Origin of the sequence: Aliiglaciecola sp. 3_MG-2023, assembly GCF_030548205.1 — a bacterium.
Taxonomy (GTDB): Bacteria; Pseudomonadota; Gammaproteobacteria; order Enterobacterales; family Alteromonadaceae; genus Aliiglaciecola.
This window is the reverse complement of sequence record NZ_JAUORV010000019.1, coordinates 40,221-65,900: the sequence shown is the minus strand read 5'-3', so window position 1 is coordinate 65,900 and position 25,680 is coordinate 40,221. Positions and strand designations below refer to the sequence as shown.

The 25,680-nt window shown below is 40.3% G+C and carries 17 protein-coding genes; 13 read left to right on the top strand and 4 right to left on the bottom strand.

Going from position 1 to position 25,680, the window contains the following annotated elements:
* Positions 1 to 3 precede the first annotated feature (3 nt).
* Positions 4 to 3,384: a CBM35 domain-containing protein gene (locus Q4574_RS18630; RefSeq protein ID WP_303476443.1), complete on the bottom strand. Its 3,381-nt coding sequence runs from the start codon at positions 3,382 to 3,384 to the stop codon at positions 4 to 6.
* A 304-nt stretch (positions 3,385 to 3,688) separates the two neighbouring features.
* On the opposite strand from Q4574_RS18630, the gene Q4574_RS18625 reads away from it, so the two are divergent.
* Positions 3,689 to 4,402 carry a GntR family transcriptional regulator gene (locus tag Q4574_RS18625; protein WP_303476441.1) on the top strand — a complete coding sequence of 238 codons (714 nt, stop codon included), beginning with the start codon at positions 3,689 to 3,691 and terminating at the stop codon, positions 4,400 to 4,402.
* 1 nt (position 4,403) lies between these two features.
* On the opposite strand, the gene Q4574_RS18620 is transcribed toward Q4574_RS18625, so the two are convergent.
* Genes Q4574_RS18620 through Q4574_RS18610 form a run of 3 tightly spaced genes read right to left on the bottom strand, consistent with a single transcriptional unit; the run spans position 4,404 to position 7,261 of the window.
* Positions 4,404 to 5,378 carry a Gfo/Idh/MocA family protein gene (locus Q4574_RS18620; protein WP_303476438.1) on the bottom strand — a complete coding sequence of 325 codons (975 nt, stop codon included), beginning with the start codon at positions 5,376 to 5,378 and terminating at the stop codon, positions 4,404 to 4,406.
* Between the two features lie 59 nt (positions 5,379 to 5,437).
* Positions 5,438 to 6,529: a mandelate racemase/muconate lactonizing enzyme family protein gene (locus Q4574_RS18615; protein WP_303476436.1), complete on the bottom strand. Its 1,092-nt coding sequence runs from the start codon at positions 6,527 to 6,529 to the stop codon at positions 5,438 to 5,440.
* A gap of 33 nt (positions 6,530 to 6,562) precedes the next feature.
* Complete coding sequence (locus Q4574_RS18610; RefSeq protein ID WP_303476435.1) at positions 6,563 to 7,261, bottom strand: GntR family transcriptional regulator; 699 nt, start codon at positions 7,259 to 7,261, stop codon at positions 6,563 to 6,565.
* Positions 7,262 to 7,576: 315 nt separating this feature from the next.
* On the opposite strand from Q4574_RS18610, the gene Q4574_RS18605 reads away from it, so the two are divergent.
* The 12 genes from Q4574_RS18605 (at position 7,577) to truA (ending at position 25,612) form a co-directional block, all read left to right on the top strand.
* A complete protein-coding gene (locus tag Q4574_RS18605) occupies positions 7,577 to 10,366 on the top strand; it encodes a TonB-dependent receptor (protein WP_303476434.1) in 2,790 nt (929 codons plus the stop codon).
* A gap of 65 nt (positions 10,367 to 10,431) precedes the next feature.
* Positions 10,432 to 12,909 (top strand): sodium/solute symporter, encoded by a 2,478-nt coding sequence (locus Q4574_RS18600; protein WP_303476431.1) that lies wholly within the window; start codon positions 10,432 to 10,434, stop codon positions 12,907 to 12,909.
* An 8-nt stretch (positions 12,910 to 12,917) separates the two neighbouring features.
* Complete coding sequence (locus Q4574_RS18595) at positions 12,918 to 14,066, top strand: alpha-hydroxy acid oxidase (RefSeq protein ID WP_303476429.1); 1,149 nt, start codon at positions 12,918 to 12,920, stop codon at positions 14,064 to 14,066.
* 12 nt (positions 14,067 to 14,078) lie between these two features.
* The gene (locus tag Q4574_RS18590; protein WP_303476427.1) at positions 14,079 to 15,116 is read left to right on the top strand and encodes an aldo/keto reductase; all 1,038 of its coding nucleotides are present in this window, start codon (positions 14,079 to 14,081) and stop codon (positions 15,114 to 15,116) included.
* Positions 15,117 to 15,974 (top strand): amidohydrolase, encoded by an 858-nt coding sequence (locus Q4574_RS18585; protein WP_303476425.1) that lies wholly within the window; start codon positions 15,117 to 15,119, stop codon positions 15,972 to 15,974.
* A gap of 23 nt (positions 15,975 to 15,997) precedes the next feature.
* Positions 15,998 to 16,768: an SDR family NAD(P)-dependent oxidoreductase gene (locus Q4574_RS18580; protein ID WP_303476423.1), complete on the top strand. Its 771-nt coding sequence runs from the start codon at positions 15,998 to 16,000 to the stop codon at positions 16,766 to 16,768.
* Between the two features lie 12 nt (positions 16,769 to 16,780).
* A complete protein-coding gene (locus tag Q4574_RS18575) occupies positions 16,781 to 17,626 on the top strand; it encodes a fumarylacetoacetate hydrolase family protein (RefSeq protein WP_303476421.1) in 846 nt (281 codons plus the stop codon).
* A 379-nt stretch (positions 17,627 to 18,005) separates the two neighbouring features.
* Positions 18,006 to 18,455, top strand: coding sequence for a DUF3291 domain-containing protein (locus tag Q4574_RS18570; RefSeq protein WP_303476419.1), 450 nt, complete (start codon positions 18,006 to 18,008; stop codon positions 18,453 to 18,455).
* Between the two features lie 8 nt (positions 18,456 to 18,463).
* Positions 18,464 to 19,594 (top strand): 4-phosphoerythronate dehydrogenase, encoded by a 1,131-nt coding sequence (locus tag Q4574_RS18565; protein WP_303476417.1) that lies wholly within the window; start codon positions 18,464 to 18,466, stop codon positions 19,592 to 19,594.
* A gap of 58 nt (positions 19,595 to 19,652) precedes the next feature.
* A complete protein-coding gene (locus tag Q4574_RS18560) occupies positions 19,653 to 20,669 on the top strand; it encodes an aspartate-semialdehyde dehydrogenase (protein ID WP_303476415.1) in 1,017 nt (338 codons plus the stop codon).
* 403 nt (positions 20,670 to 21,072) lie between these two features.
* Positions 21,073 to 24,573, top strand: coding sequence for a FimV/HubP family polar landmark protein (locus tag Q4574_RS18555; RefSeq protein WP_303476413.1), 3,501 nt, complete (start codon positions 21,073 to 21,075; stop codon positions 24,571 to 24,573).
* Positions 24,574 to 24,814: 241 nt separating this feature from the next.
* Positions 24,815 to 25,612: a tRNA pseudouridine(38-40) synthase TruA gene (gene truA / locus Q4574_RS18550; protein ID WP_303476409.1), complete on the top strand. Its 798-nt coding sequence runs from the start codon at positions 24,815 to 24,817 to the stop codon at positions 25,610 to 25,612.
* Positions 25,613 to 25,680 lie beyond the last annotated feature (68 nt).

Below are 25,680 nucleotides of genomic sequence, written 5' to 3'. Positions count from 1 at the left end.
GGCCTATTGATTTCTATACAATACAAACCAATGACTGTAATCAAGACGAGTGATCCCGCCATCACCGTCTAAATCAGCGGCTTCTAAATAATTCTCATCGCCAACTTGACTGCCCATAGCGGATAAAAATATATCTCTATCATCAAGACTAATTGCCCCGTCACAATCGAAGTCACCTTGAATACCGTTTGCACAAATATTGTCATTTTCTTCGACAAGGCCCAGAGTTATGAAATCAAGGTTTACCCAACCAGTATTGTCAATGTCGTTTTGGAAACGAATGACATTCAAGCCGGTGTTTAAGGTGATAGTATCTTGCACTGTTGCCCAACTGTCCCAAGCTCCAGTAGTTACAAAAGTACTGTCACCTTGGTCGATATTATTTACGTAGACGCTCAGTGTGCGGTCACCAGAAGGTCCGTCTAGGCCCATCGCATAGCGCGTTCCAAAACTATATTCCCCCGCATTAGGGGCATAAACCGTTAGCGCAACTGAATCACCTTCGTGCACAATATCGGCAACATATCCAAAGCCACTAAAACCAGTGTGGCTGTTGTCTGCTGTTACGCTATTTAACAAACCGTCTTCCGCTTCAACTTTATGAGTCAATTGAATGTAATCAATGTTAACGAATCCAGTATCGTCGCTATCAAAACGGTAGCTCAAAGTATTTTGTCCTTCTTGCAAAGTGACTAGGTGTTGTGTGTTAGCCCAAACATTCCATTCAACAGTGGTTTGAAAAGTGGCTTCAGTTTGCTCACTACCATTAACATACACACTTAAGGTTCTGTCGCCGCTAGGACCGAATGTACCCATGGCATACCGCATATCGATAAGGTATTGTCCTGATACTCCCACGTTTAAATTAAATTCAACGCCGTCTCCTTGATTGAGTATTTGCGCAGCAAACCCGGTGCCGCTGTAGCCTGAATGTTCGTCTTGAGCTTTTGCACTTCCCAGCATAGCTGCATCTTCAGCTTCTTGTTTGAAACTGTGATCGATCAGCAAAATGTAATCAATATTAATGCCGGTATCGTCACTGTCTTTTTGCAGTGTGAGTGTTGCGCCTTTAGGAATATCAACTAAAACAGTATCCGTAAACACATAGGAACCTGCCCATTTGCCTGTCGAGTTAAATTCAACGTTTGCTTTGTGCTCGCCATCAACATAAATACTATAAGTGCCTGTTCTTTTTGTTGTGTAACGAAGCTGCAGTGCTGTTGCTTGAGGCATATCTGTAAATTCAATACCTGAACCGTCGGTATGAATATTTTCAACGGCTAACTCACCAGAAGCTTCTCCGTCACTAAAGATAGAACCACTGCCTAGCAGGGTGCCGCTTTCTGCTTCGAGCACACTTCCCGCTGAAGAGCCAACTAGTCCAGGTACTTCAGGTGGCTCTGGAATATCATCTAGCATATATTGGTAATTAGATTCCAAGCCTGCATTGGCAATAATATCCAGTGCTTCGGCTGGCCAATCTGCATCAGGAATTACCTGCATATTGGTAATTGATGTGTTTGGTGCTCCTGTGGCGTTAGAACTAGAGGTTGTATAGATGTTGCTGTAATGATTATCGCGTTTATCACGCCATTTATTTAATTCAAAATTATCTTGTCCTGGGACAATTTCGAAGACTAGGTCGTCACCAGTGTAATAGGCTGTACCCTCATCAGGATGATATACCCCTTGAAAGTGGGTAGTAGGTGCTTTTACGTAATTTCTACTAGCCTCTGAATTTGGCTGGTTACCCAAGGTATAAAATGCACCACCATCTTCAAGAGTCGTCATCACATTATAAACACGGTTATTATTGAATTTATTATTTCGAGCAACTGTTGTGTAGTTATCCGGTGTAGTCTCTGGACCAAAATTATTCCAACCCCATCCCAAACTTACACCTGAATAATTGGTATTTTGAATTTGATTATGCTCAATGTTTAAACCATCAGTAAAGAATGCGGTAATGGCGGCATGTCCCCAATAAATGCGAGTTGCATCATATATTAGATTGTTCTTAACCAAGATGTTTTGCACAACACCTTCTTCTGAAGGGGCATACTTTTCATAAGTGCCACCGTCTCCAATATAGACATGTTGTGGATGAGCTACGTTGATACCTGAACCGCCTATATCAATTATTGCATTACCAATAATTTGTGACTCAACAACGTCATTGGTGAAATTAATCCCTTCACCACCGATATGTTTAATTTCACCATCTTCAAAACTAATGTTTTGCGCATGATTTACATTGATTGCACCTGGCATAACATCATAAGCTGTATATTTATCGTTGTGCCAATTTCCATCACTGTAAGCCATTTTATAGGTGGCAGCCTGTACTGTGGTTTTACCGGCAGAGCCGGCTACTTCGGGTAATTTTGCTTCAGTGTAAGCAAATGTTAGCCCCTTAAACGTGATGTTTTCAATACGGTTTAATTTTGAATCGCCGGTTAAATTAAGCAGTTCACTCGCATGAGGAGCCCACACTTCTGCTGTATCCATATTGACGGTTTCAGTGTAGTAATAAAGAGTATTAGTGGTGCGATCAAAATAAAACTCATTCGCCTCATCTAAAAATTCATACGCATTTATCACTGTATGCGTACCACTGGTTGTAAATCCACCCCAATTTTGGTTCATGGCAATGGCGGCGTAGGGTTGTGAAAATTTCATTACCCGATCATCTCCTTCCACAGCTGTTTCACGAACCGTTACAAAGTTCGTATTCCACTTAGTTTGGTTCATGATTTCAACGTCGGTAACGTTGTTTATGGAAGGGATGTCGGATAATTTATAGGTTACGCCGTCTGGATGTGAACCGCTAATTCTAGCCCAAGAGGCTTCGCCAGCAGTAATGTTATAGGTTCCCCAACTACCCGTTGTGCCAACCCGTTGACTCGCCATATAAGCGCGTTCTCCATTTACAATCAAGGTTCTAAGCTTTTCGTCTCGATTTAGCGTCGCTTTATAGATATTTCCAACATGGTGAGTCCAACTAGTAACTTCAGTTGCCCCATTAAAAATAGGTTTGTCACTATCATAGGCTTCATAAATAACCCGATATCCATTGTTGCCGGAATCGCTTGAATTAAATTCGATTGGCGTTTCAACTGGATAATGCCCGCCTTTAATATAAACGTAAATATCCTCGTTCATATCATCATTAACTAGCCTGACGGTATCTCTGGCTTTTTCTAGTGTTTTGAATGGAGATGTCAAACTACCGGGATTAGCATCGTCGCCATCCGCTGACACATAGTAAGTTTGTCCGGTAGCTAAACCTGACATTCCGGCTAACATTAATGCATATACGCTGCGGCGCATTTGCTTAAATAAGCCAGAAGAGTTTCTAAAACAATCAGTGTTTGATTGACTCATAAGTTTTCTCCTAGTGGATTTATCTTCCAATTAAAATATTAACTAGCGCGTGTTGATATCTCAAATGTAGAATTTAATATATTCACAATCAGTTAACAATGCATTTATAAATTATCGTTAATATTTTACAAAATGTTGTAATTTGACATGGATCGCAAAAAAACGTTCTTAAAATGAGGGGGGGGAGAGGTAAGACCTCCTTACCACATAAAGCTTGCCCTTATTTGGAATTTGGGTAGTATTGATGAATCAAATTTAAAAAATATAATGACCAGATTATTGTTTTTGTATCCAAGGGTTTTACGTGGAAGTGGCGAAAAAAGTGAAAGGTAATGTAGGTAAAATGGCAAAGAGCGAGTCATCAAATAGCCAAGGTGTTTCGTTGAATAAAGCTGCTTACGATAAAATTCTCCAGTGGGTGTTTGAAGGTAAGTTAGCACCCGGTGCATTTATGTCACAAAATGAAATATCCAAACTAATGGATATTCCCACCCAACCATTGAGAGATGCTCTACGTGTATTAGAAAGTGAAAAAATGCTGACGATACACCCCAGAGCTGGAATACAATTCAGGAAACCCGACTTAGAGTTTATTCGTTCTACGTATCAATTCCGTTCGATTATTGAAAGTGCAGCGGCTCGTCATTTCGCGTTATATGGACACGAAGATATTATTCATTCGCTGATTAAAGAGCATGAAATTCTGATTAAAAAAGTGGATAAATCGGGTATTACTCCAAGGCTCTTGGATGAAATTGAAGGAATTGAGCAGAAATTCCACGGTACTATGATATCTAGCTTAAATAATGAATTTGTTGAAGTGACGGCGACTCGTTTGAAATACTACATCAAACTAATTCAATTAGAACATCACTTTACTTCAAATCTAGTTAAAAACACTTTAAACGAACATATTCAGATTTTGCAAGCTTGTGCTGATAGAGATCAAGACGCTGCTTCAGCGGCATTAATGAAGCATTTTAAAGAAGCTTTACATCGTCATATGAAATTATTTTAAATTAGAACATTGTACGAATAGCTTCTAATTGTTGTTGCAAAGCTAAGCTTGTTGAGTGAGGTACAAAAGGATGTTCTTTGCAATTCTGTAAAATCATTTCGCCTACCGCATTAGCTTCATGGCAATACCCTAAGTTTGCTTCTGAATCGATGAATTCGTCTATTTTAGTATCCATTTTGTGCAGGCTACAGGATTTTGCCCGCCAAAAGTCCGGAATTTTTATATATCCATCTTCGCCAATAATTAACGCTGCATTTTGTAATCGACATTGGAACGAAGTTGCAAGGGACAAGGTTACATCACCGGCCTTTGCTAATATAACCAGATCATCTTCCACTCCACTTTCGGCTTTTTTCACCTTAATCGCAATTTCTGATAAAGGAGCTGGATTGAAATAGTGGGAGATTGCTAGAGGATAAATTCCCATATCGAAAAGGCATCCACCGGCTAGTTCGGGATTATACATTCTGCCAATTGCGTCATAAGGTACCTGATAACCAAAATCGGCTTTTATATGTTTAATTTTACCGATTAGACCTTGTTCAGCCCATTGTTTTGCTTGAAGCACAGAAGGCAAAAAATAGGTCCACAATGCCTCCATAAGAAATACGTTCTTTTGTTTGGCAATGGTTTGTAATTCAACGCATTCATTAACTGATACGGTGATGGGCTTTTCACATAAAACGGACTTACCAGCCAGTAAGGCAGCTTTGGCATGTTGAAAATGAAAGTTGTGGGTTGTGGCTATATAGATAACGTCTATTTCGGGATCGTCAAATAAGCACTGGTATCCAGCATATGCTCTCTCTATTTGAAATTTTTCTGCAAAGTTCACCGCACTTTGTATAGATCTAGCTGCAATCGCAGCTAGCCTACCATTTTTCACGTATTGCATATCTTCACAAAACTTTTCGGCAATGCGACCGGCGCTGACTATTCCCCAATTAACCTGTTTAGTTTGTGTGTTTCCAGACATTCATTGCCCTCTAATAATTTTGTTTAGATACCTTTCTGCTAATTCATTTACATCGTAAATTAAGAAATACTGGGTTTTAACTCGCCAATAGCGTCAGTAGACAGTATTAATCCGTGACCATTAATATTGGGTAATTCAATAAAGCCATCAGTAATTTTATAAGGTGTTTTTACTATGTAGTCCCAATTGAGCATCGAATGTTCGGTATATAAAACCTCCGGTAAAGCGGAAGCGATATGTGCACCCATTTCCATGGGGGTATTTCCCAAGGCAATAGGAATGCCTTTCTCAGCGCACAACCAACCTATTTTTAAAGCAGAAGAGAAATCACCATGAATATTAATCACATCGGCAGCGTCATTTTCAACTAGGGCTTTTTTCCCCGCGAGGTTTAGATATTCACCCGCATTTAAATAGGTGTTACCTAATGCGTGCTTAATTTCTCTCAAACCGGCATAGTCGGTTCTTAGAATAGGATCTTCAACCCAATATATTGGTACACCAGCTTGTTCAAAGGCTTTTATTTTCGAAATTGCTTCTTTAGGTGACCAAGCTTCATTGGAATCCACCATGATGAGTTTGTCTGGACCAACAATTTCTACAATTTGTTTGAGTCTTTTGATATCGCGGCTTAGATCAGCATGACCCACTTTTACTTTATAGCCACTAAAATTATGTTTGATTGCTTTGCTATAAAAATCAGTCACTTCATCCTCTGTTAAATGAAAACATACGCCACTTCCGTAGGCTTTTACTCTATCTTCTGTACCGCCAAGTAACTTAAACAAAGGAAGATTAGCGCGCTTTGCCACTAAATCCCATAAGGCTTGATCTAGCGCTTGATCTAAATGGTAAGGTAAGGCTTGGATATTGCCACCTCGAGGTCGATAAACTTTATGAATTAACCCTTCTGGTGGTTGCTTCAGCATAGCGTCCAGGCCATTAGCATTTAACAACTCTCTAATATTATGCGCATTTGGTAGTGGTGATGTTAGCGATTGAAAAAATCCTAAACCAGATAACCCATCCTCATCGAAAATCTCCAAAGCGCCGATCCACACTCTACTTGATGATATTTGTGAATCGCCAATGACCCTGTCGCGAGGATAGTCAAAGCAGTGAATGCGAATATTCTCTATTTTAGAGTTCATTTATTTCCCTTATTAGTTTCCGGCATAATTCTTTCAGAAGCCCCAAAGCCCCATTGCCCTTTTTATTGATTTTTCCAAGTGGGTATCTAAACTCTCTAATGCTTTCACTGGGTCTCTGTCAGCAATCGCGTCTATTAGAGTTAAGTGTTCTTCATTAGTGCGCAACAACATTTCATTTGACGCTAAATCAACTCGATCTAGCCGAGTCAGTCGAATCAAATCTTCGTTGGCTAAATAGTTTTTTGTAATGATTTGATTATTTAAAGATAAAATGAATGCGTTGTGTAATTCAGAATCCAACTTAGCTAATTTTTCACATACGAGTACGTTACTACTGCAACTGTTAATTTCGTTTCGTAATGCAATATGTTTCTGTCTAAAGTTATTAATTTCTTCATCTGTTGCCGATCTTATATACGATTTTAGTCCTTCTCTTTCTAAAATAACTCGCAACTGATAAGTGTTTCTTGTAAGCGCAAAATCAGTGTCTATTATTTGAATTCCACTGCGCGGCAATACCTTAATTAATCCTTCTGTTTCTAATTTGTTAATTGCTGCACGAAGGGGACTGATGGCTATTCCAAGTGTTTTTACAATTTCACTTTGTGTATAAGTCGCCCCTTTAGCAATATCACCATTTAAGATACTTTCTTTTAACGATAAATAAGCTTCATCACTTAAGCTTACCTTGCCTTCTGAAATATCATGGAATCCGCTCATTATTTTTTCCATATCAGTCTTTAAGTGTTCTTGAAAACGTTAAGATGTTGATAATATTGATTATTAACCCTGATTAAGTATGCAGTTTCTAATTGGTAGTTATCTATATTACCTGTAGAATTGGCACTTAAAATACGTAAACTGCTTATAAGTAAACTTTATGAGATATCAAAAGTCAATGTTAAACTATGTTAAATAAAGTTTAAAAAATATCAACTGTTATGGTTGAAATATCATAAATTGGGTGTAATATGATTTTCAGCTAGCGCATTTGATCATTAAATTAACAAAAAAATACACACACAAATTATGTCGCAGGGTACAAGTATGAAAAAATTGAAAACTAAGTTATCTGTGTTATCCGTTGTCATTGGTAGCACCCTTTTAGCTAATGCACATTCAGCTGAAGTGACAGATGAACTTGCAAACCCATCTTCATCAGCTGGTGATGTTGAAGTGATCGAGGTTCGAGGTGGAATTCGAGGCAGTATCGTTAATTCGCAAAATTTAAAACGTGGGGCTAGTGGCGTTGTTGATGCCATTACTACAGAAGATCTTGGTAAATTCACCGACGACAATATAGGCGACGCCATTAACCGTATTCCGGGCGTGCAAATTCAACGCAATAATAATGGAATTTCAGGTGACCGTGCTTCAATTCGCGGCATGGGGCCTCTTTTTGTCAATACTACAGTAAACGGTCGTTCTCCCTTGTCCCATGGGGATGAAGGAATACAAAATATCCGCCAATTTAACCTCGATGTAATACCTTCAGAAATTATAAGTGGTGTAGTGGTACGTAAAACTCCTTCTGCAGAGACTATAGAGGGTGGTATCGGCGGATCAATTGAGTTAGAAACCCTCAAGCCGTTAAATGCGTTGAGCTCATTCAAAGATGGTAGCAATTATTTTGGTGCGGCTACAATTTCTGGATATCACGACAGTCAAACGAGTGAGGTTGCACCAAAATTATCGGGTATTTTTGGCTTTAAAAATGATGAAGATACAGTTGCTGGTTATATTTCAGCAATTATTTCTGATGCAGATTACTCGGTAGATGAAGTGTTTACAAGAGCGCAAGAAAGGGACCTTCAATTAGATACTACTGGTGACGGCCAGGCTGACACCATTCGTGAAGACGTACTTTCCCATACCAGAATTTCTTATAATGCTATCCGCGGTAGCAAAGAACGTCAGTCGATTTCAGCCGGTTTACAGTGGAAAATTAACGAAGATTTAGAACTCACTGTCGATGGATATACCTCCAGTTTTGATGTTTATTCACAGCGTCCTACCCTAGATGTGTTCTTTGATTACAGTGGCGTTTTTGGTCCCGGTGCCATTGATATTGAGAATAATTTTGTACAAGGTATCGACGCTTCTAAAGTTGTTGGCGGTAGCGGCATTTACCTGAGTCCATTTGATTTACTGTTTGATAACTTATCTGATAACTCTACTTTTGGTTTCAATTTAATTTGGGGGAAATACAGCGATTTTACGGTCGAGGCTGATTATTCCTATTCTACTGTCGACTTCAAACAAGATTTAAGGCTAGGTATTTTCGAGTCGAATATCAACACTGTGCTCGATCAGAGTCAAATCACCTTTGATGGAACGGGCGATGTACCTTCGTTTACCTTTGGTGCAGATGCTAATGATCCGGCTTCATATGACAGTATCGGCGCGTTTGTAAGAGAACGCGAAGGTGACTCTGATAAACATGCATTCAAGTTAGACGCAAAATACTATATCAACGAAAACTTAATGATAAAAGGTGGAATGCGATATACCTCAGCGGAGATTGATATTCGTGAAGCCAGTGCTTTCGGTCTTATTTTTGATGATGAAGCTTTAGAGTCTGCCACTTTTGACGGTTCGCTAACCGAAGTGCTCTTCCCAGATGAAAATCTCGGCTATAACCAATTCTTACTCGCTGATTATGATGCTCAATTAGCTGCCTATCCGGATATCTTTGGTTTGAGCGCCGATAGAAGTTCTTTTGATTCTCCCTTGTATGATGTAGTTGATGGCGCGATGCCATTGGATAGAGCCAGTTCTTTTGTGGTTGAAGAAGATACGCTAGCATTTTATGTTCAGCTTGATTTCAACGGCGAATTTGGTTCCATGGAGTTGCCCTTTACCGGCAACTTAGGTTTGCGAGCAATAGAAACAGATCGCGATGTATATGGTTTCCAAAACGTTAGAGTAGTTCACCCAGTTGCAGGCCAGATTAGTGCTGAGTATGTGCCTTCAACAGTGAGTAACGATGGTTGGGAATACCTACCTAGTGCTAACTTAATGGTAGAGTTGAGTGATGATATGCAAGTGCGTTTTGGTGTCTCTAAATCTATGTCTCAACCTGAATATACTGATTTGAAGTCTAATGGAACAGTCGATTTTGTCGATCCAACTGCATCTGGTTACGATCCAACAATCAATCCCACCGCCGAAATTGGTAATCCTAATTTGAAGCCGTACACAGCATGGTCATTCGATACAACGCTTGAATACTATACGCAAAACGACGGTGCAATTTACGCCAGTGTTTTCTACAAAGATGTATCGAATTTTGTGCTACGTGAAGCACGTTCAGACGTGCAACTTGATGGTTTTGGTGATCAGCTATTTGATGTGACACAACCAGTCAATGTTTCTAGTGGTAAAGTACAAGGTATTGAGCTAGGGACCAATATGCCAATTACTGAGTTTTTTGGTATTCAAGCTAACTATACCTTCGTTGATTCAAGTTTTGACAACCCTGAAAACAATCCGTTGTTGAGCTACGGTTTCCCTGGTTCATCCGAAAACAACTTTAATACAACTGTATATTACGAAACTGATACCTTTGGCGCAAGATTAGCCTATGTTTATCGCGATGAGTTCTTCCAGGCACTAGGAGGTGGCTTCGACCGAGCGAATCAGCCTGCTTTTAGTGAAGCAACCGGCCAGATAGATATTAATTTGTCATATAACCTAAATGAGAATGTAGAGTTAATTCTGAATGTTATTAATGCAACAGAAGAAGACGCCAGAAATTACATTGTAGATGAGTCTAACTTTCGCGATTATGTCACTAGAAGTCGCACCGTTGTTTTCGCCGTTAGAGGTAACTTTTAATTAAGGAATATACATAGAACGAGTGTCCCTGTTCATAGGGACACTCAATATGTAATCAAATCATCATGAATGTAGAAGTATCACTCCACTCTCTCGATTATTTTGTCATAGCTATTTACGTCATTCTTTTAATGGCCGTAGGGCTATTTGTTTCGTTAAGGCAATCAAAAGATGCTTCACTCTTTGTTGGAGATAAAAGTGTCGGCTTTGCCAGTATTGGGATGTCTATTTGGGGGACAAATATTGGCCCTTCATTTCTAATTGCCAGTTTCGGTGCAGCATATGGCTCCGGTATGTTGATTGCTAACTTTGAGTGGATGGCATGGATATTTATGCTACTACTGGCGATGGTATTTACGCCTTATTATTTAAGTTTAAATGTCACAACCATTCCGCAAATTATCAAACGCCGGTTCGGCGAGACCATGTATCGATTATTAACCGCTTATTCGTTATTAACAGTTGTCGTTGTTTGGCTTGGCGGCGGGTTATATGTTGGCGGGTTACTGTTTTCACAATTTACTGGCTGGGAGTTGTGGCAGTCTGTTTTATTGTTGCTGGTTATTGCCACCAGTTTTACCGTAGTGGGAGGCTTAGCCGCGGTTATTGTCACTGACGCATTCCAAACTGTGTTAATGATTGTCGGCATGGCCGCATTGACTTTAATTGGCCTGTATGAAGTGGGTGGTGTGGGGGAGCTTGTTAGCAAAGCACCACCTGAGTATTGGTCGTTAATTGACTTAGAATCAGAAGAGGTTCCCTGGACTGCATTTATTTTAGGGTATCCAATTATGGCAGTTTGGTTTTGGTGTACTGACCAAACCATCGTACAGCGTGTCTTTGCAGCAAAAGATCTACCAACAGCACAAAAAGGTGTTTTCCTTGCTGCCGCATTAAAAATTCTTCCTCCTTTTATCTTTATTCTGCCAGGTATTTTGTTCTATATCCTCAATCCAGGTATTGAAAATACCGATGGCGCGTTTATTTCTATGGTCAGCGAGTATATGCCTGTAGGATTTAGAGGGTTGATGATTGCAGTTTTAATGGCTGCGTTAATCAGTACCTTAGATTCAGGATTAAATTCGTTTAGTACTATATTCACCTTAGATTTTTACGAACCCATATTCAAAAAAGGCAAGCCACTTTCGTTACCAGAAACCAGGCTTGTAGGGCGTATCGTGACGGTCGTAGCTAGTGTCTTGGCGTTTGTCTGGGCCATTGCCATGGAAGGGGTAGCGAGTAATTTGTTTGAGTTGTTGCAAAGTTTGATTGCTTTTTTAGCCCCACCACTAACCACATTATTTTTAATTGGCTTATTTTGGCAGCGGGTTACGACTACGGCGGCAATATATAGTTTCGTTATTGGTTGTATTACCTGTGTCACAGTTGGTTTATTAAGTGTAAATGGCAATACATTGGGGCTTTTTGAGGCCTGGCCACATTTTCTAACATTGTCTTTTCTGCTTTTCTTGTTTACTTCGTTATTAACGGTAGTGCTCTCGCTATTAACGCAGCATTCCTCTGAAGAAGAGTTACTACCTAGCTTTAAAGAAATGGCGAGAAAAGCTACCAGTAAATCTAAAAAACAATCAAAGAATATTTGGCGAGCATGGGCAATACTTGCTTTAGTGATGGTCTCACTATATGCCGGCTTTGAAATTCTTGCCAGTCAAAACGATTCAACACCTTCTCTCAAAACGAATGGAAACAAACAAGTCGACATTCCTCCCTTACCGGAAGTGTCGGTTTACCGAGGTTCAAGTCCAACTTTCGATGGATATATCAGCCAAGGTGAATATGCAGACGCAACAAAACTAAGTGGAATTGAGCACTGGACTTCACAGTTTTCACCAGTTAAAGACACGAGTGATCTAAATGGTAGTGTATGGATAAAGCATGACGGTGAATATCTCTATTTTGCTTTTGATGTCAATGACAACCTGCTTTATGGATTTGATACAAAAAGATGGTTGCCAAATGAAAATGATAAAGCTCACGAGTTAACACGAGATGGTTTTCCTTGGTTTGGTGATGGCGTAGAAGTGTTAATCAATGCCGAAAACCAATGGCGTGAAGAGGACGAGGAGCTTAATAAGGGAAACGGACATAGTTGGCAGATGGTAGTGAGTACTCATAAATCTAGGCTTAATGGCATTGGTCAAGGCGGTTTATTGGAAGGTGAAGAACGTTCCATAGAGAGTGCTTGGAACAACTACCAAAAGTGGATTTTAGAAAAAGCGATGGAAGCAAAGGTTCAGATAAAATCAAATAACAAAGGCTACACCATTGAATGGCGAATTAAACCTAATCCGACTTTAGAAATTGCACCGGGTGAATTTTGGCACGCAGATATGCCTACTACAAGAATGGGTCTTAATATTGCCATTGCAGATTTAGATAATAAACATGACGGTGAGGGGAATTGGGGAAATATTCATCATGAGAATTGGTGGTCTGGTGACAGAAACAAACCGACATGGTTAAAAAATTGGGGAACCATGATCTTACATGGTGATTTCAAGTTTAAAACCACAGTTGAATAAGGGTACCAATGAACGACTTTTTTGATCCAAGGTTTCCCGGTATTGAAGACTTAAAAGCCCATGCGAAGAAAAGAATGCCTGGATTTGCTTATGATTACCTAATCGGTGGCTGTATGGAAGAAATAAGCGTAAAGCGTAATCGGCTTGATATTGAAGCGGTACAATTGCGCAGTGAGTTTCTCAAACCATTTGAAAGCAGTATTTTAGATGTTGATCTATTTGGTCAAACATACAGTGCGCCGTTTGGTATAGCACCTGTAGGTTTACAAGGACTTATGTGGCCCAAGGCCCCCGAAATTTTAGCAAAGTCTGCTGCTGATAAGAACATCCCGTACATTTTGAGCACCGTATCATCGGCATCCCTTGAAACAATCGCCGAAATTTCAGAAGGTAAGGCTTGGTTCCAGTTATATAACCCAACTGATAAGGAAATTCGTCAAAATTTACTTGAAAGAATTAAATTGGCTGGGTATCCAGTTCTCGTGGTAACTGTCGATGTACCTACTTTTGGTTATCGACCAAGAGATATCAAAAATGGTTTAGCTATGCCTCCCAAAATGACCATTAAAAATATACTGCAAATGCTCAGCCGCCCAAGTTGGTTTATTGAAACAGCACTAGCTGGCAAGCCTGAAATGCAAACTCTCAAACCTTATATGCCGCCAAATATGCCAGTTGATCAATTAGCTGCCTTTATGAATCAAACTGTAATGGGAAGAGTTGACATAGAAGGTTTAAAACCGATCAGAGATTTTTGGAAAGGTCCATTAGTCATAAAAGGGTTAATTAACGAGAACGATGTGAAAAGTGCCATTGAATTAGGAGCTGACGGAGTAATTATTTCAAATCACGGAGGTCGTCAACTTGATGCCGGTGAGTCGCCTGTCAAACCTTTGCAAGTTATCAGTGAAAAGTACAAAAGCCAAATTAAAATAATGATGGATAGTGGTCTTCGAAGTGGAACTAATATTGCCAGTGCTTTAGCACTCGGCGCTGACTTTACATTTCTAGGACGACCATTCGTATATGCAGTAGGTGCTTTGGGTAAAAAAGGGGGGTATCACGCTATCAATGCGCTTAGTACACAACTGACACAAATTATGAATCAACTGGGCTGTGCGCAGGTCTCTGACTTACCGCAGTATCTAGTCGACTAGCCGAGAAAGATAATGACCAAAATTGCAACTAAATCAATTGGTAATACAGAATTACAGGTACCGATGTTGGGGTTTGGCGGTGCGTCACTTGGCAATCTGTATCAGGCTATATCTGACAGTGACGCGCGGTTCACTGTGCAAGCAGCTATCAAACAAGGTATTCAATTATTTGATACTGCGCCCAGATATGGCTTAGGGCTTAGTGAGAGAAGGTTAGGAGACGCGTTACGAACATTGCCAAAATCTGATTACTTTGTATCGACTAAAGTAGGCAGAATGTTAACGCCAGATCGTCATGCAAATGTTGGTGAACCGCGTTATGGTTTCGAAACACCGATGCCTTTTGATGCTCATTATGATTATACCTACAGTGGCATTATGCGGTCATATGAAGATAGTCTGCAAAGACTAGGATTGGCGCAAGTTGATATTTTGTTAGTGCATGATATTGGAAAAAGTACTCATGGTGATAAAGATACTTTTTATTATAAACAATTTACGTCTAGTGGGTATCGTGCTCTAGATGAGTTGCGCTCGCAAGGCTCGATAAAAGCTATCGGTTTAGGCGTCAATGAAACCGAAATTTGCGAGCGGGTCATGGATTTTGCACAGTTTGATTGTTTTTTATTAGCAGGTCGGTACTCCTTAATAGAACAAGATGCTTTAACCGGTTTCTTACCGAAATGTGAACAGCACGGTGCATCAATTATTTTAGGGGGCCCATACAATTCCGGTATTTTGGCAACAGGTGTGAAAGGTAGCTCGGTGCCTTATTATAATTATCAGCCCGCGCCTAAATCCATTATCGAGAAAGTTGCACAAATTGAAGCTGTGTGTGCAGAGTTTAACGTGAATCTACCCGCAGCGGCCCTACAATTTCCTTTAGCTCATACAGCTGTTGCAACAGTCATACCGGGCATTGACAGTGCTGCTCGAATGGAACAAACCATTGCTTTGTTTAAAGAAACCATACCTCAAGGGTTTTGGTTGAAGTTAAAAGCAAAGGAACTAATCCATGCTCAAGCCCCTTTGCCTAAAGGAAACAATTAAATGGCATACAACGAAGATCAGTATATCGTTGACAGCCATTTTCATATTTGGCAACTAAAACGAGGTGATTATCATTGGTTGACACCTGAAATAACTACGTTGTATCAGGATTTTAGTCCCCAAGATTACCACTTACAAAGTCAACCAATAACTGTGTATAAAGCGGTCGTTATTCAAGCTGCTGAGACAGACGCAGAAACCGATTATTTGTTATCTAAGTCCGAGGTTGAGGGGATTTCTGCGGTTGTTGGTTGGATCGATTTCGAGTCTGACATCGACAATGTTCTCAAGCGTTTAGCATTTTTGGCGACTCATCCCGCGTTTAAAGGTGTGCGCCCCATGTTACAAGATATGGATGATGTAAATTGGATTTTGAATCCAGACTTCCAACCCATTTTTGAACATCTCACTAAGCACAACCTCAGGTTTGATGCTTTAGTGCGTATAGGGCATTTATCAGCGATAAATAAACTTGCGGTGCAATATCCAAATTTAAAAATAGTGATTGACCACTGTGCTAAGCCCAACATAGCAGAATGCGAATTTGTTGAATGGGCGCTAGCTATCAGCAGTTTTGCAACTCTCAAAAATATATTTATTAAAGTCTCAGGTCTCACCTTAGAAGCGAATGCAGAACAACAAAGTGTAAGTGATTTCAAACCCTATTTTAATCATGTATATCAGGTTTTTGGTGCAAACCGAATGATGTGGGGAAGCGATTGGCCGGTGTTGAATTTGCAGAGTAACTATGCAGATTGGTTACACATTTCTCAAAAACTAGTTGAGCCGCTAAGTTTGATAGAGCAGCAACGTTTTTGGTCTGGTACCGCAACAGAATTTTATAACTTAGGTAAGTAAAATAAAACGCTATGAAAAAACACATGAATAAGCAAAAAGTATCTATCGTCACTGGTGGAGGAAGTGGTATTGGTCTGGCTATTTGCAAGGCATTGGCAGCGGTGGGACATAAAGTTATTGTCGTGGATTTATCAGCAGAAGCTAGTGCTGAAGCTGTGCAAAATATCATGTCTGCAGGCGGTGATGCCCAAGGAGTAACGTTAGATGTCACCCATCATGAACAAGCTAAACAGGCTTTTGAACAAGTCGTCCAGCAACACGGTAGCATTGATATTTTGGTTAATAATGCAGGAATTGGATCAATAGGAACCCTAGAGGAAACAACTGAAAGTGAGTTGGATAAAGTGTTTCAGGTGAATGTGAAGGGGGTATATAACTGCGCGTTTGCGGCGATTTCTCACATGAAAAAACAACAGTCTGGTGTCATAGTCAATATGGCGTCTATTGCTTCAAGTGTAGGTATTTCAGATCGGTTTGCATATTCAATGAGTAAAGGTGCAGTGCTAACCATGACGTATTCAATTGCTAAGGATTATATTAATGATGGCATTCGTTGCAATTGTGTAGCCCCCGCTCGTGTTCACACGCCATTTGTTGATAATTATTTAGACAAAAATTACCCTGAAAACAAACCGGAAATGTTTGACAAACTGTCCAAAAGTCAGCCAATAGGTCGGATGGCAACCCCCTTTGAAGTCGCTCAATTGGTAAAATATCTATGTTCAGATGATGCAAGCTTTATTACCGGAAGTAATTTTCCCATAGACGGTGGTTTTGTCACCATTAACAACTAACAGGAACTAATAATGAAATTATTGCGATTTGGCCCCAAAGGGCAAGAGGCACCAGGGATTTTAGATGGGAACAATGAAATTCGCGACTTATCTTCTTTTTTGGATGATATTGATGGTACGGCGTTACAACCTGATTTACTTGAAAAAATTAGAGGCCTTGATTTATCAAGTTTGCCTATAGTTAGTTCTGATGTGCGTATAGGGGCTTGTGTAAATAAGGTTGGTAAATTTATTTGCATCGGGCTTAACTACGCAGATCATGCAGCTGAATCCAATATGCCTATTCCCACAGAACCCGAAGTATTTTCAAAATTTACTAGCGCAATCTGTGGACCGTATGATGATATTATCAAACCTCGAAATAGCGATAAGTTAGATTGGGAAGTTGAACTAGCTATTGTTATCGGTAAAAAAGCATCATATGTTTCTGAAAGTGATGCTGCGGAGCATATTGCTGGATATTGTATTTGTAATGACGTTTCCGAGAGAACCTTTCAGTTAGAACGAGGTAATCAGTGGGATAAGGGGAAAGGGTGTGATTCATTTGGTCCCATTGGTCCTTACTTGGTTACCAGTGACGAGATAACAGATCCTCATAATTTAGCTATGTGGCTAGAAGTGAATGGAAAACGTTTCCAGAACGGCAATACCAAAACGATGATTTTTAAACCCGCTTTCATTGTTAGCTACCTTAGCCAATTCTGCACATTAGAGCCCGGTGATGTTATTTCAACAGGTACACCTCCTGGTGTCGGTCTGGGGCAAAATCCACCACTATATTTGAATGTTGGCGATAAAATCACCTTGGGAATTGCAGGTTTAGGTGACCAATCGCAAACAGTTATTGAGAGTAACTAATGGGTACAATAATTTGAAAATGCAGGCTTAAAAAGTTAAACCGAGACACATTAGAAAAATCAACACTGAGTTCTCCATCCTTGTTATGTAAGGATTTTCCAAAATGACATCTGCGTTAAATCCAATTTGGCGCAGATGGCACTTCACAATTCCCCTTTAGCAACGGCTTAAGTATGAACAACCAGTAGTCTTACTCTAGTTATTTTATTCACCGCCTAACTGAATCGAACAACTCGCTGTATTTGCGGGAAATTAAGGTTGTTTTTTTTAGTTCATTTAGTCTGACTATTAAAACCTATATAACCACTTTAGTTAGCAAGTAGTGATTTTACCCAATCAAAGGTATAAACTAAGCGGTAAACAATTATTCGGAAAAATCATGTGTTATCACTTAGCCCAACTGAATATCGGCAAAGCGCGAGATACGATGGAAAGTGCTGTGATGAAAGAGTTTGCCGACGGTCTTGAGCCTATCAATACGTTGGCAGAGCAATCCGCTGGGTTTGTTTGGCGGTTAAAAGACGAAAGTGGTAATGCGACAAACATACACTATTTTGATGATCCAAATATGTTGGTCAATCTATCGGTTTGGGAAGATGTGGAGAGCTTAAAAGGTTTTATGTTTAAAACTCATCATATGGACTTCCTCAAACAGCGTAAAAGGTGGTTTGAACCAGAGCGATTAGATACCTATGTGCTGTGGTGGATCCCAGCGGGGCATTTACCAGAAATTCCAGAAGCGCTAGCGCGTTTAACCCAATTACGGGAGCAGGGCACTAGCGCCTCCGCTTTTACGTTTTCACAGGTTTATCCTAAACCAACGGAATAAGGTTAGTCATGAAAATATTTTACGAAGACTCGATGCCCTACGCCGAGCATTTTTTCTCACCCCTTGGTGATATTCAGTCATTCTCAAGTCAAACAATAACGCCTGATGATCTTATGGATGTTGATGTATTCTTAGTTCGTTCAACAACCAAGGTAACTGAACAATTACTTAGTAAAGCGCGAAAACTAAAATTTGTTGCCACTGCAACCGCAGGTTCTGATCACATTGATAAACCCATGCTAGAAAAAAGGTCCATTCCTTGGGGCAGCGCAGCGGGTTGTAATGCCATTGCAGTAGCTGAATACGTACTAAGTTGCTTAGTAAATGAATATGCAGATGATCTAACCGCTTTGGCGAATAAAACTGTTGGTATTGTTGGTGCAGGTCATGTTGGTACACAATTGGATAAACGTTTGCAGGTACTGGGCATAAAAACGAAATTGTGCGATCCCCCGTTACAAAAAGCAGGTGACCCTCGGGTTTTCTGCTCACTAGAGGAAATCTGCCAATGTGACATTATTAGTTTACATGTTCCCTTTGTCGCAGAAGGGGAAGATGCAACTCACCACATGTTTGATCGTAAAAGGTTATCCGAGCTACAAGACCAGCAGTTATTGATCAACGCTTGTCGTGGCGAAGTAGTCGACAATCAAGCAGCGAAAAACCTGTTACAAGAAGGTAAGAAACTGCGATTAAATATGGATGTGTGGGAAAATGAGCCCGGGATTGATTTTGATTTGGTTCCCTATTGCCCTATAACTACTGCCCATATTGCGGGACATACCATTGAGGGAAAGGCCAGAGGAACCTACATGTTATATGAACAGCTATGTCAGCGTTTCAATTTGCCTCAAAAATTGAATTTTGAAAGCTGTTTACCGCCAGCTGACACTATCGAAATAAAAGACTTGTCCCAGAGCAGCAAATTTGAACAAGTCAGTGCCGCAATTTTGAGCACTTACAATGTTCAACAGGATAGTGAATCATTCAAACAAGATGTAAAATCCGCTGCAGACTTCGTTTATAGCCGAAAACACTATGCTATAAGAAGAGAATTTGCATCTGTGACCTTAAAAACTGGAAATTTACCGATTTCCGAGGCACTCTACGGCCTTGGTTTTAATACCATTGGAGAGTAAGCTGATCGTTTATTCAGCATCCGCTTAATTTGATTATATTTTTTGGAGTAATGCACTAATGTCTCGCGCTTTTGATGTTGCTGTTTTAGGGGCAACTGGTTTAGTTGGTCAACACATGATTGAAATTCTCGAACAACGAGATTTTCCGGTTAATAAATTATATCCATTGGCGAGCAGTCGCTCAGCGGGTGGTAAAGTGACCTTCAAGGGCAAAGAGATTACCGTATTAGATGCAGATACTTTTGATTGGTCAAAGGTTCAACTTGGTTTCTTTTCGGCTGGCGGAAGTGTTTCAGAAATTTTTGCACCTAAAGCGGCAGAAGCAGGTTGTGTGGTTATCGATAACACCTCCCATTACCGCTACGAACCCGATATTCCATTGGTAGTGCCAGAAGTAAATCCCCATGCTTTGGCTGATTTTAGAAATCGCAATATCATTGCTAATCCTAACTGTTCAACTATTCAAATGATGGTGGCGTTGAAGCCAATTCAAGATGCCGTTGGAATTGCTCGTATTAACGTGGCTACCTATCAATCGGTTTCTGGCGCTGGAAAATCAGCAATGGAAGAGTTGGCTAAACAAACTACCGACTTGCTAAGTGGCAGAGAAATTACGCCCAAAGCCTTTAGTCGCCAAATCGCTTTTAATGTGATCCCTCAAATTGATGTGTTCATGGATAATGACTACACCAAAGAAGAAATGAAAATGGTGTGGGAAACACAAAAAATAATGGGTGATGATTCTATTTTAGTGAACGCTACGGCTGTGCGGGTGCCCGTGTTCTTCGGTCATGGTGAAGCCATACACCTAGAAACTCATTCCCCCCTAGACGCAGAAGATGCTAAACGATTATTAGCAGATGCTCCTGGAGTTAAATTGCTTGAGAACCCAGAAGATTTTCCAACGCAAGTGGGAAATGCTAGTGGTCATGATGAAACTTTTGTGGGTCGAGTAAGAAATGATATTTCTCATCCAAATGGTTTAAACATGTGGGTTGTGTCTGACAACGTCAGAAAAGGCGCGGCCTTGAACAGTGTGCAAATAGCAGAAGTGCTGGTGCGCGATTACATGTAATTCGATTTTTATCTACGAAGGTCAGACTGCCGTCTGGCCTTTTTTTTGATTTATTTTTAGTAATTTACCGCTATGCCGATAACCTAAGTTAACCACAATGGGCAAGAACATCGGCAAGTCTTGAGTTGATTAACCGTAGCTATCTGTAGCTTTATGTTCTATCTATGTAGATCATAGTTCTTATGTGGTTTATATTTGTGTTAATCGATGAATATTAACAACAATAGTTTGGAATGAGTTTTGCTTATTCCTTATTTTATGATTCTCTATGCTAACTTAGCACTTCTAGGTGCGAGTTAAAGGTTATTGATTAGAGACGGATTTTTAATACTAATTTTTATGCAATTGGTCACATTTTAGTGAGCAAAAAATAATAATTATTACAGGGCGATGACTTAATTATATGAATGTGCGACAGGTAGCGTTTTTACTATTTGCCAGCGTAGGACTTTGGTCTATTAGCGCCACTGTTGATGCTCAACAACTTCAAATTAGAGGTCCTAAAAGTAATACCGCCGAGTTTTCTGGCACAACCTATGGGCCGGTGGTTCCGGAAGATACCTTATGGCGCATAGCCAGTCGATATCGTCAAAATAAGAATCTGTCTGTGTATCAAGTGATGCAGGCCATTTATCAACTCAACCCTGACGCATTTGAAGATCAGAATTTTAATCATCTTGTTGATGGCAGCATTCTAAAACTTCCCTCAGAACGTTATGTTGCTAGAATCGATCCTAAAGCCGCACAGATGAAAGCTGAACAAGACGATAGTGCTTGGCGCGCTTTCACTAAAGGCGAAACACAACAAGTTAACGTAAAGACTTCTCAAGAGGCAGCAAGTAAAGATGACTTAACGGAAACGAAACAAGTCATTGAAGAAAAACTAAGTGCACTTGACGCGGAACAAAATCGCCAATTTACGGCAATTCGGCAGCAATTTGCCGAATCAATCGAAAGTGTTCAAACCTTACTCAATGAAAATCGTAAACTCGTTGAGCGATTAGATGCGGTTGATACCGAAATTGGTAGTCTACGAGGGCGGGTAGATGAAGAGTTGCAAGTGCAAATGGATCAAATGTTGGCGTTGCAAAATGAACTCTTAGCCATCTCCCGGGAAGCAGAGAATCAGCGTAAAGCGGAAATGCAAAGCAGTGGCTTTGCCTGGCTAACTGATCCACTGTTTCTTATTTTACTGTCTGTACTATTCACTATTAGCTTACTAGGCGCGTTTGCGATGTGGTTAATTCGCCGTAAGCAACCACAAACAGAAACTGATCCTGTACTCGATGAAAATCACGCAGCTATCCTCGAGCAAAGTGATGAAATGGATGATTTAGCGGATGCCTTAACCAACGAATTAAGTGAAGAGCTAGAAGATAGTGATGATGATTTATTCGGAGAAGATGATCTCCTAGATGATGTGTTGTCAGAAGAGTTAGAAGAGTCATTAGATGGAACCGGCGAAGATAGTTTTGAAGCCTTTGATGATTTGGACGACGACAGTTTAGATCCAGTCATAGAGGAATCTAAAGACGACAATGCAGAAGATGATAGTGTTCTTGAAGATGATCTTGATAATCTGTTTGATGAGGAAGACTTACTCGCTGACATTGGTGATGAGTTAGCTGAGGAAGAGTCGGAAGCGAAAGCTGACTCAACCGTGGAACAAGACAGTGAGCAAGGGGCAGAAGATGATGAGTTAGATTTTGCCCAATCTAACCCAGAGGATACTGCTGCTGATGAAATTGACGGCTTAGGTGAGTTACCCGATTTAGATATTGACACGCCGGAAGATAAAGTTGAACAAAGCGAGTCAACAGTTGATGAGTCCGTAAAGGCGACGGAATCAACTACCCCCGAAATTAAACCCCCTGTTATTGATGATGAACCTGATAAGCCTGAAATCAGTATCGATGAATTACTTGAGCAACCTCAATCAGAGCAGGAAGTAGATTCCATAGTTTCTGATAATTCAGATTTAATGAATGAGGAAATGCTACAAAATATTGATAAAGAAATTCATCAGCAAAATGCGCAGTTAGATAATATTACTGATGAATTGCTCAATGAAATCGAACAATTAGAGCAAATGGGTGGAATGCTGGATGAAGATACTGAAACCCTAGAAGAACCAACACCTGCGGAAAGTCAGATGGGAATTCAGGAGTTAGATTCCCTAACAGAAAATTTAGATGAAGAAGACCTTGTTGAAGATGTAATTGATGATGATAGTGATGAGCTAGATATCGCTGATGAGCTTTTCGATACCATCGAAGAAGATGAGGTTGAACAAGATCTCATTGAGCAAGATATTGAGGCATCTGTTAACCCGTCAGAAGACGCACAAGCTCCAGAAAATGGTGCTGATACTCCTTTGGATGAAAGTCAGCTAGAGGACGAAGTCCTTAGCCAAGATGTTAACGAGCCGGTTAACCCGTCAGAAGACGTACTAGCTACTGAAAATGGCGCTGAAACTCATTTGGATGAAAGTCAGCTAGAGGACGAAGTCCTTAACCAAGAAGTTGACGAGCAGGTTAACCCGTCAGAAGACGTACTAGCTCCAGAAAATGGCGCTGAAACTCCTTTGGATGAAAGTCAGGTAGAGGACGAAGTCTTTAGCCAAGATGTTGACGACATAGATGATTTACTTAACCAAGAAAATGTTGAAGATAACAGCGTAGAGTCGCTTTCGGCGGATGAACTCTTAGCTGAGTTTGAAAATGACAAATCGGAAAAAATAGATGAGTTAACTGAATCTGGTTCTGCATTACCTCCGGAACCTGAAGATGTTCAGTCAGAACTTGCCGATGTGTTAAATGAAGCTGAAGAGCCGCTAGAAATTGAAGAGACTCAAGGGGTTCAAGATCCCACAGAAGAACAAAATCTTGTAGATAGCCCCGAAACGGTAGATGAACAAGAAACAGCAGTCGATTTAACTACCGAGCAAAACTCAGAAAACCAAGTTGAACAAATACAAAGTGATGAAATTGAGGATCTCGATAAAGCACTAGATGAATTTGAACAAGAGGTTGTGTCAGAAGCAACTAGCTTTGATGTTGAAATTGGAGATGATAACTTCACACCAAGTGAAGACTCAGATGACATGCAGCTAGAGCAGATCATTCCTATCGATAAAGAAGATGATATCGAAAAGGTTCTCTCTGATTTTGATGAAGAAATTCCAAGTATCGATGATATAGATAGCTTGTCAGGAGAAGGTTCAGATGGTTTCGATGATGCTGATTTAGATGAAGCTTTAAAAGCATTTGATGAAGATTATTTGGCTGAGCAAGACAACCTAGTTGAAAAGCAAAGCACGGATAAGTCAGAAAATGTTGAATTAGACGATTTACCCGGGTTGGGTGACTGGCTGTCTTCTGAAGAAGCCGAAGAAAGTAACTCTCTGAATGAGCTTGAAAAGACGAGTTTTGATGAGTTACTCGATAGCATAGATACAACTGAAGATAACCCTAAAGATCTACCATCAATTGATGATGAAAATACATTATCAAACGTGGATAGCGGTTTAGATTTTGATGCCTTATTAAATGATGCTGATATGACAGCTTCACCACAACAAACGCCGTCTGACCAGCAATCAGAAGACGACTTTTTGGATGTGGATGACTTGATTAATGAAAGTATCGAAGCAGAGGGTACGCAGGAAATCGATAAAGAATTGAACCTTGCTGCGGCCTTTGAATCCTATGCTGGGTTTGGTGAGGCTGATGAGGTAGATGTTGATGGTGATAATGGCATAGGTGCAAAATTAGATTTAGCGCAAGCTTATTTGGAAACAGACGATATTGACGCGGCTAAAGAGTTACTGGAAGAAGTCATTAGTAAAGGCGATGAATCCCAACGCTTAGAAGCGCAAGAATTGCTTACTAAATTGGCTGAATAAACACCTTTACGTAAAATATTTAAATTGAAAGTGCAATCAACCTATGAAAAGTTCGCCGAAATTCATTACAATGGCGGGCTTTTGGTTGTGCTGATTAAGATATGTAAACCATAGAGGTTAGTTTCAGGTTCATAAAGATTCATTCCCAACCATTTCTCGTAAGCTCTTGATTGTGGCGAAAGATAGATCCTATTCAAGGTGGCTTATTAACCCCTTCCAGTTTTAAAGGAAAATGGTCTCAGTGGAGCAGCAGCAAACAAATAAAATCGCGTTAGGGATTGAGTATGATGGCACAAACTATCACGGTTGGCAGCGGCAATCTCAAGTCACTAGTGTACAATTGCATTTAGAAGAAGCGTTAAGCAAAGTTGCTAATCATCCCGTTGCCGTATTATGTGCTGGTCGAACGGATGCAGGAGTTCATGCCACTGGTCAAGTAGTGCATTTTGAAACACCTGCCTCTAGACCCGAACGCAGTTGGACTTTGGGCGTGAATACCAATCTTCCCAAAGATATCGCCGTCAAATGGGCCAAACAAGTGAGCCCAGACTTCCATGCCCGCTTTTCTGCAGTAGGTCGTCGTTATCGTTATATTATTTATAATAACCCCTTTCGTCCTGCAATACTGGCTGGTGGTTTGACACATATGTATACGCAACTCGATCATCAAAAAATGCATGAAGCGGCACAATGTCTGGTAGGTGAGCATGATTTTAGTGCATTCAGGGCTTCGTTATGCCAAGCTAATTCACCTGTGCGAAGGCTCGAGCATATTCAGGTTACACGGCGTGGCCAGTACATTATGATTGATGTGCAAGCAAATGCTTTCTTACACCATATGGTTCGAAATATTACCGGAAGTCTTGCTGTTATAGGCAGTGGAGAACAACCGGTTGAGTGGATGAAAACGTTACTGGAACAAAAAGATAGAGCAAAAGCAGGGGCAACAGCCAAGCCAAATGGTTTGTATTTAGTGGATGTGCTTTACCCTGAGCGTTTTGGGATCCCAGAGATTCCATTGGGACCGGCGTTTTTCTAGCAGTGAAAAAACCAAATTAGAAACAGCAAAGCCACTTCTTAGACCAGTTTTGTTTTCTTCCCAAGAGT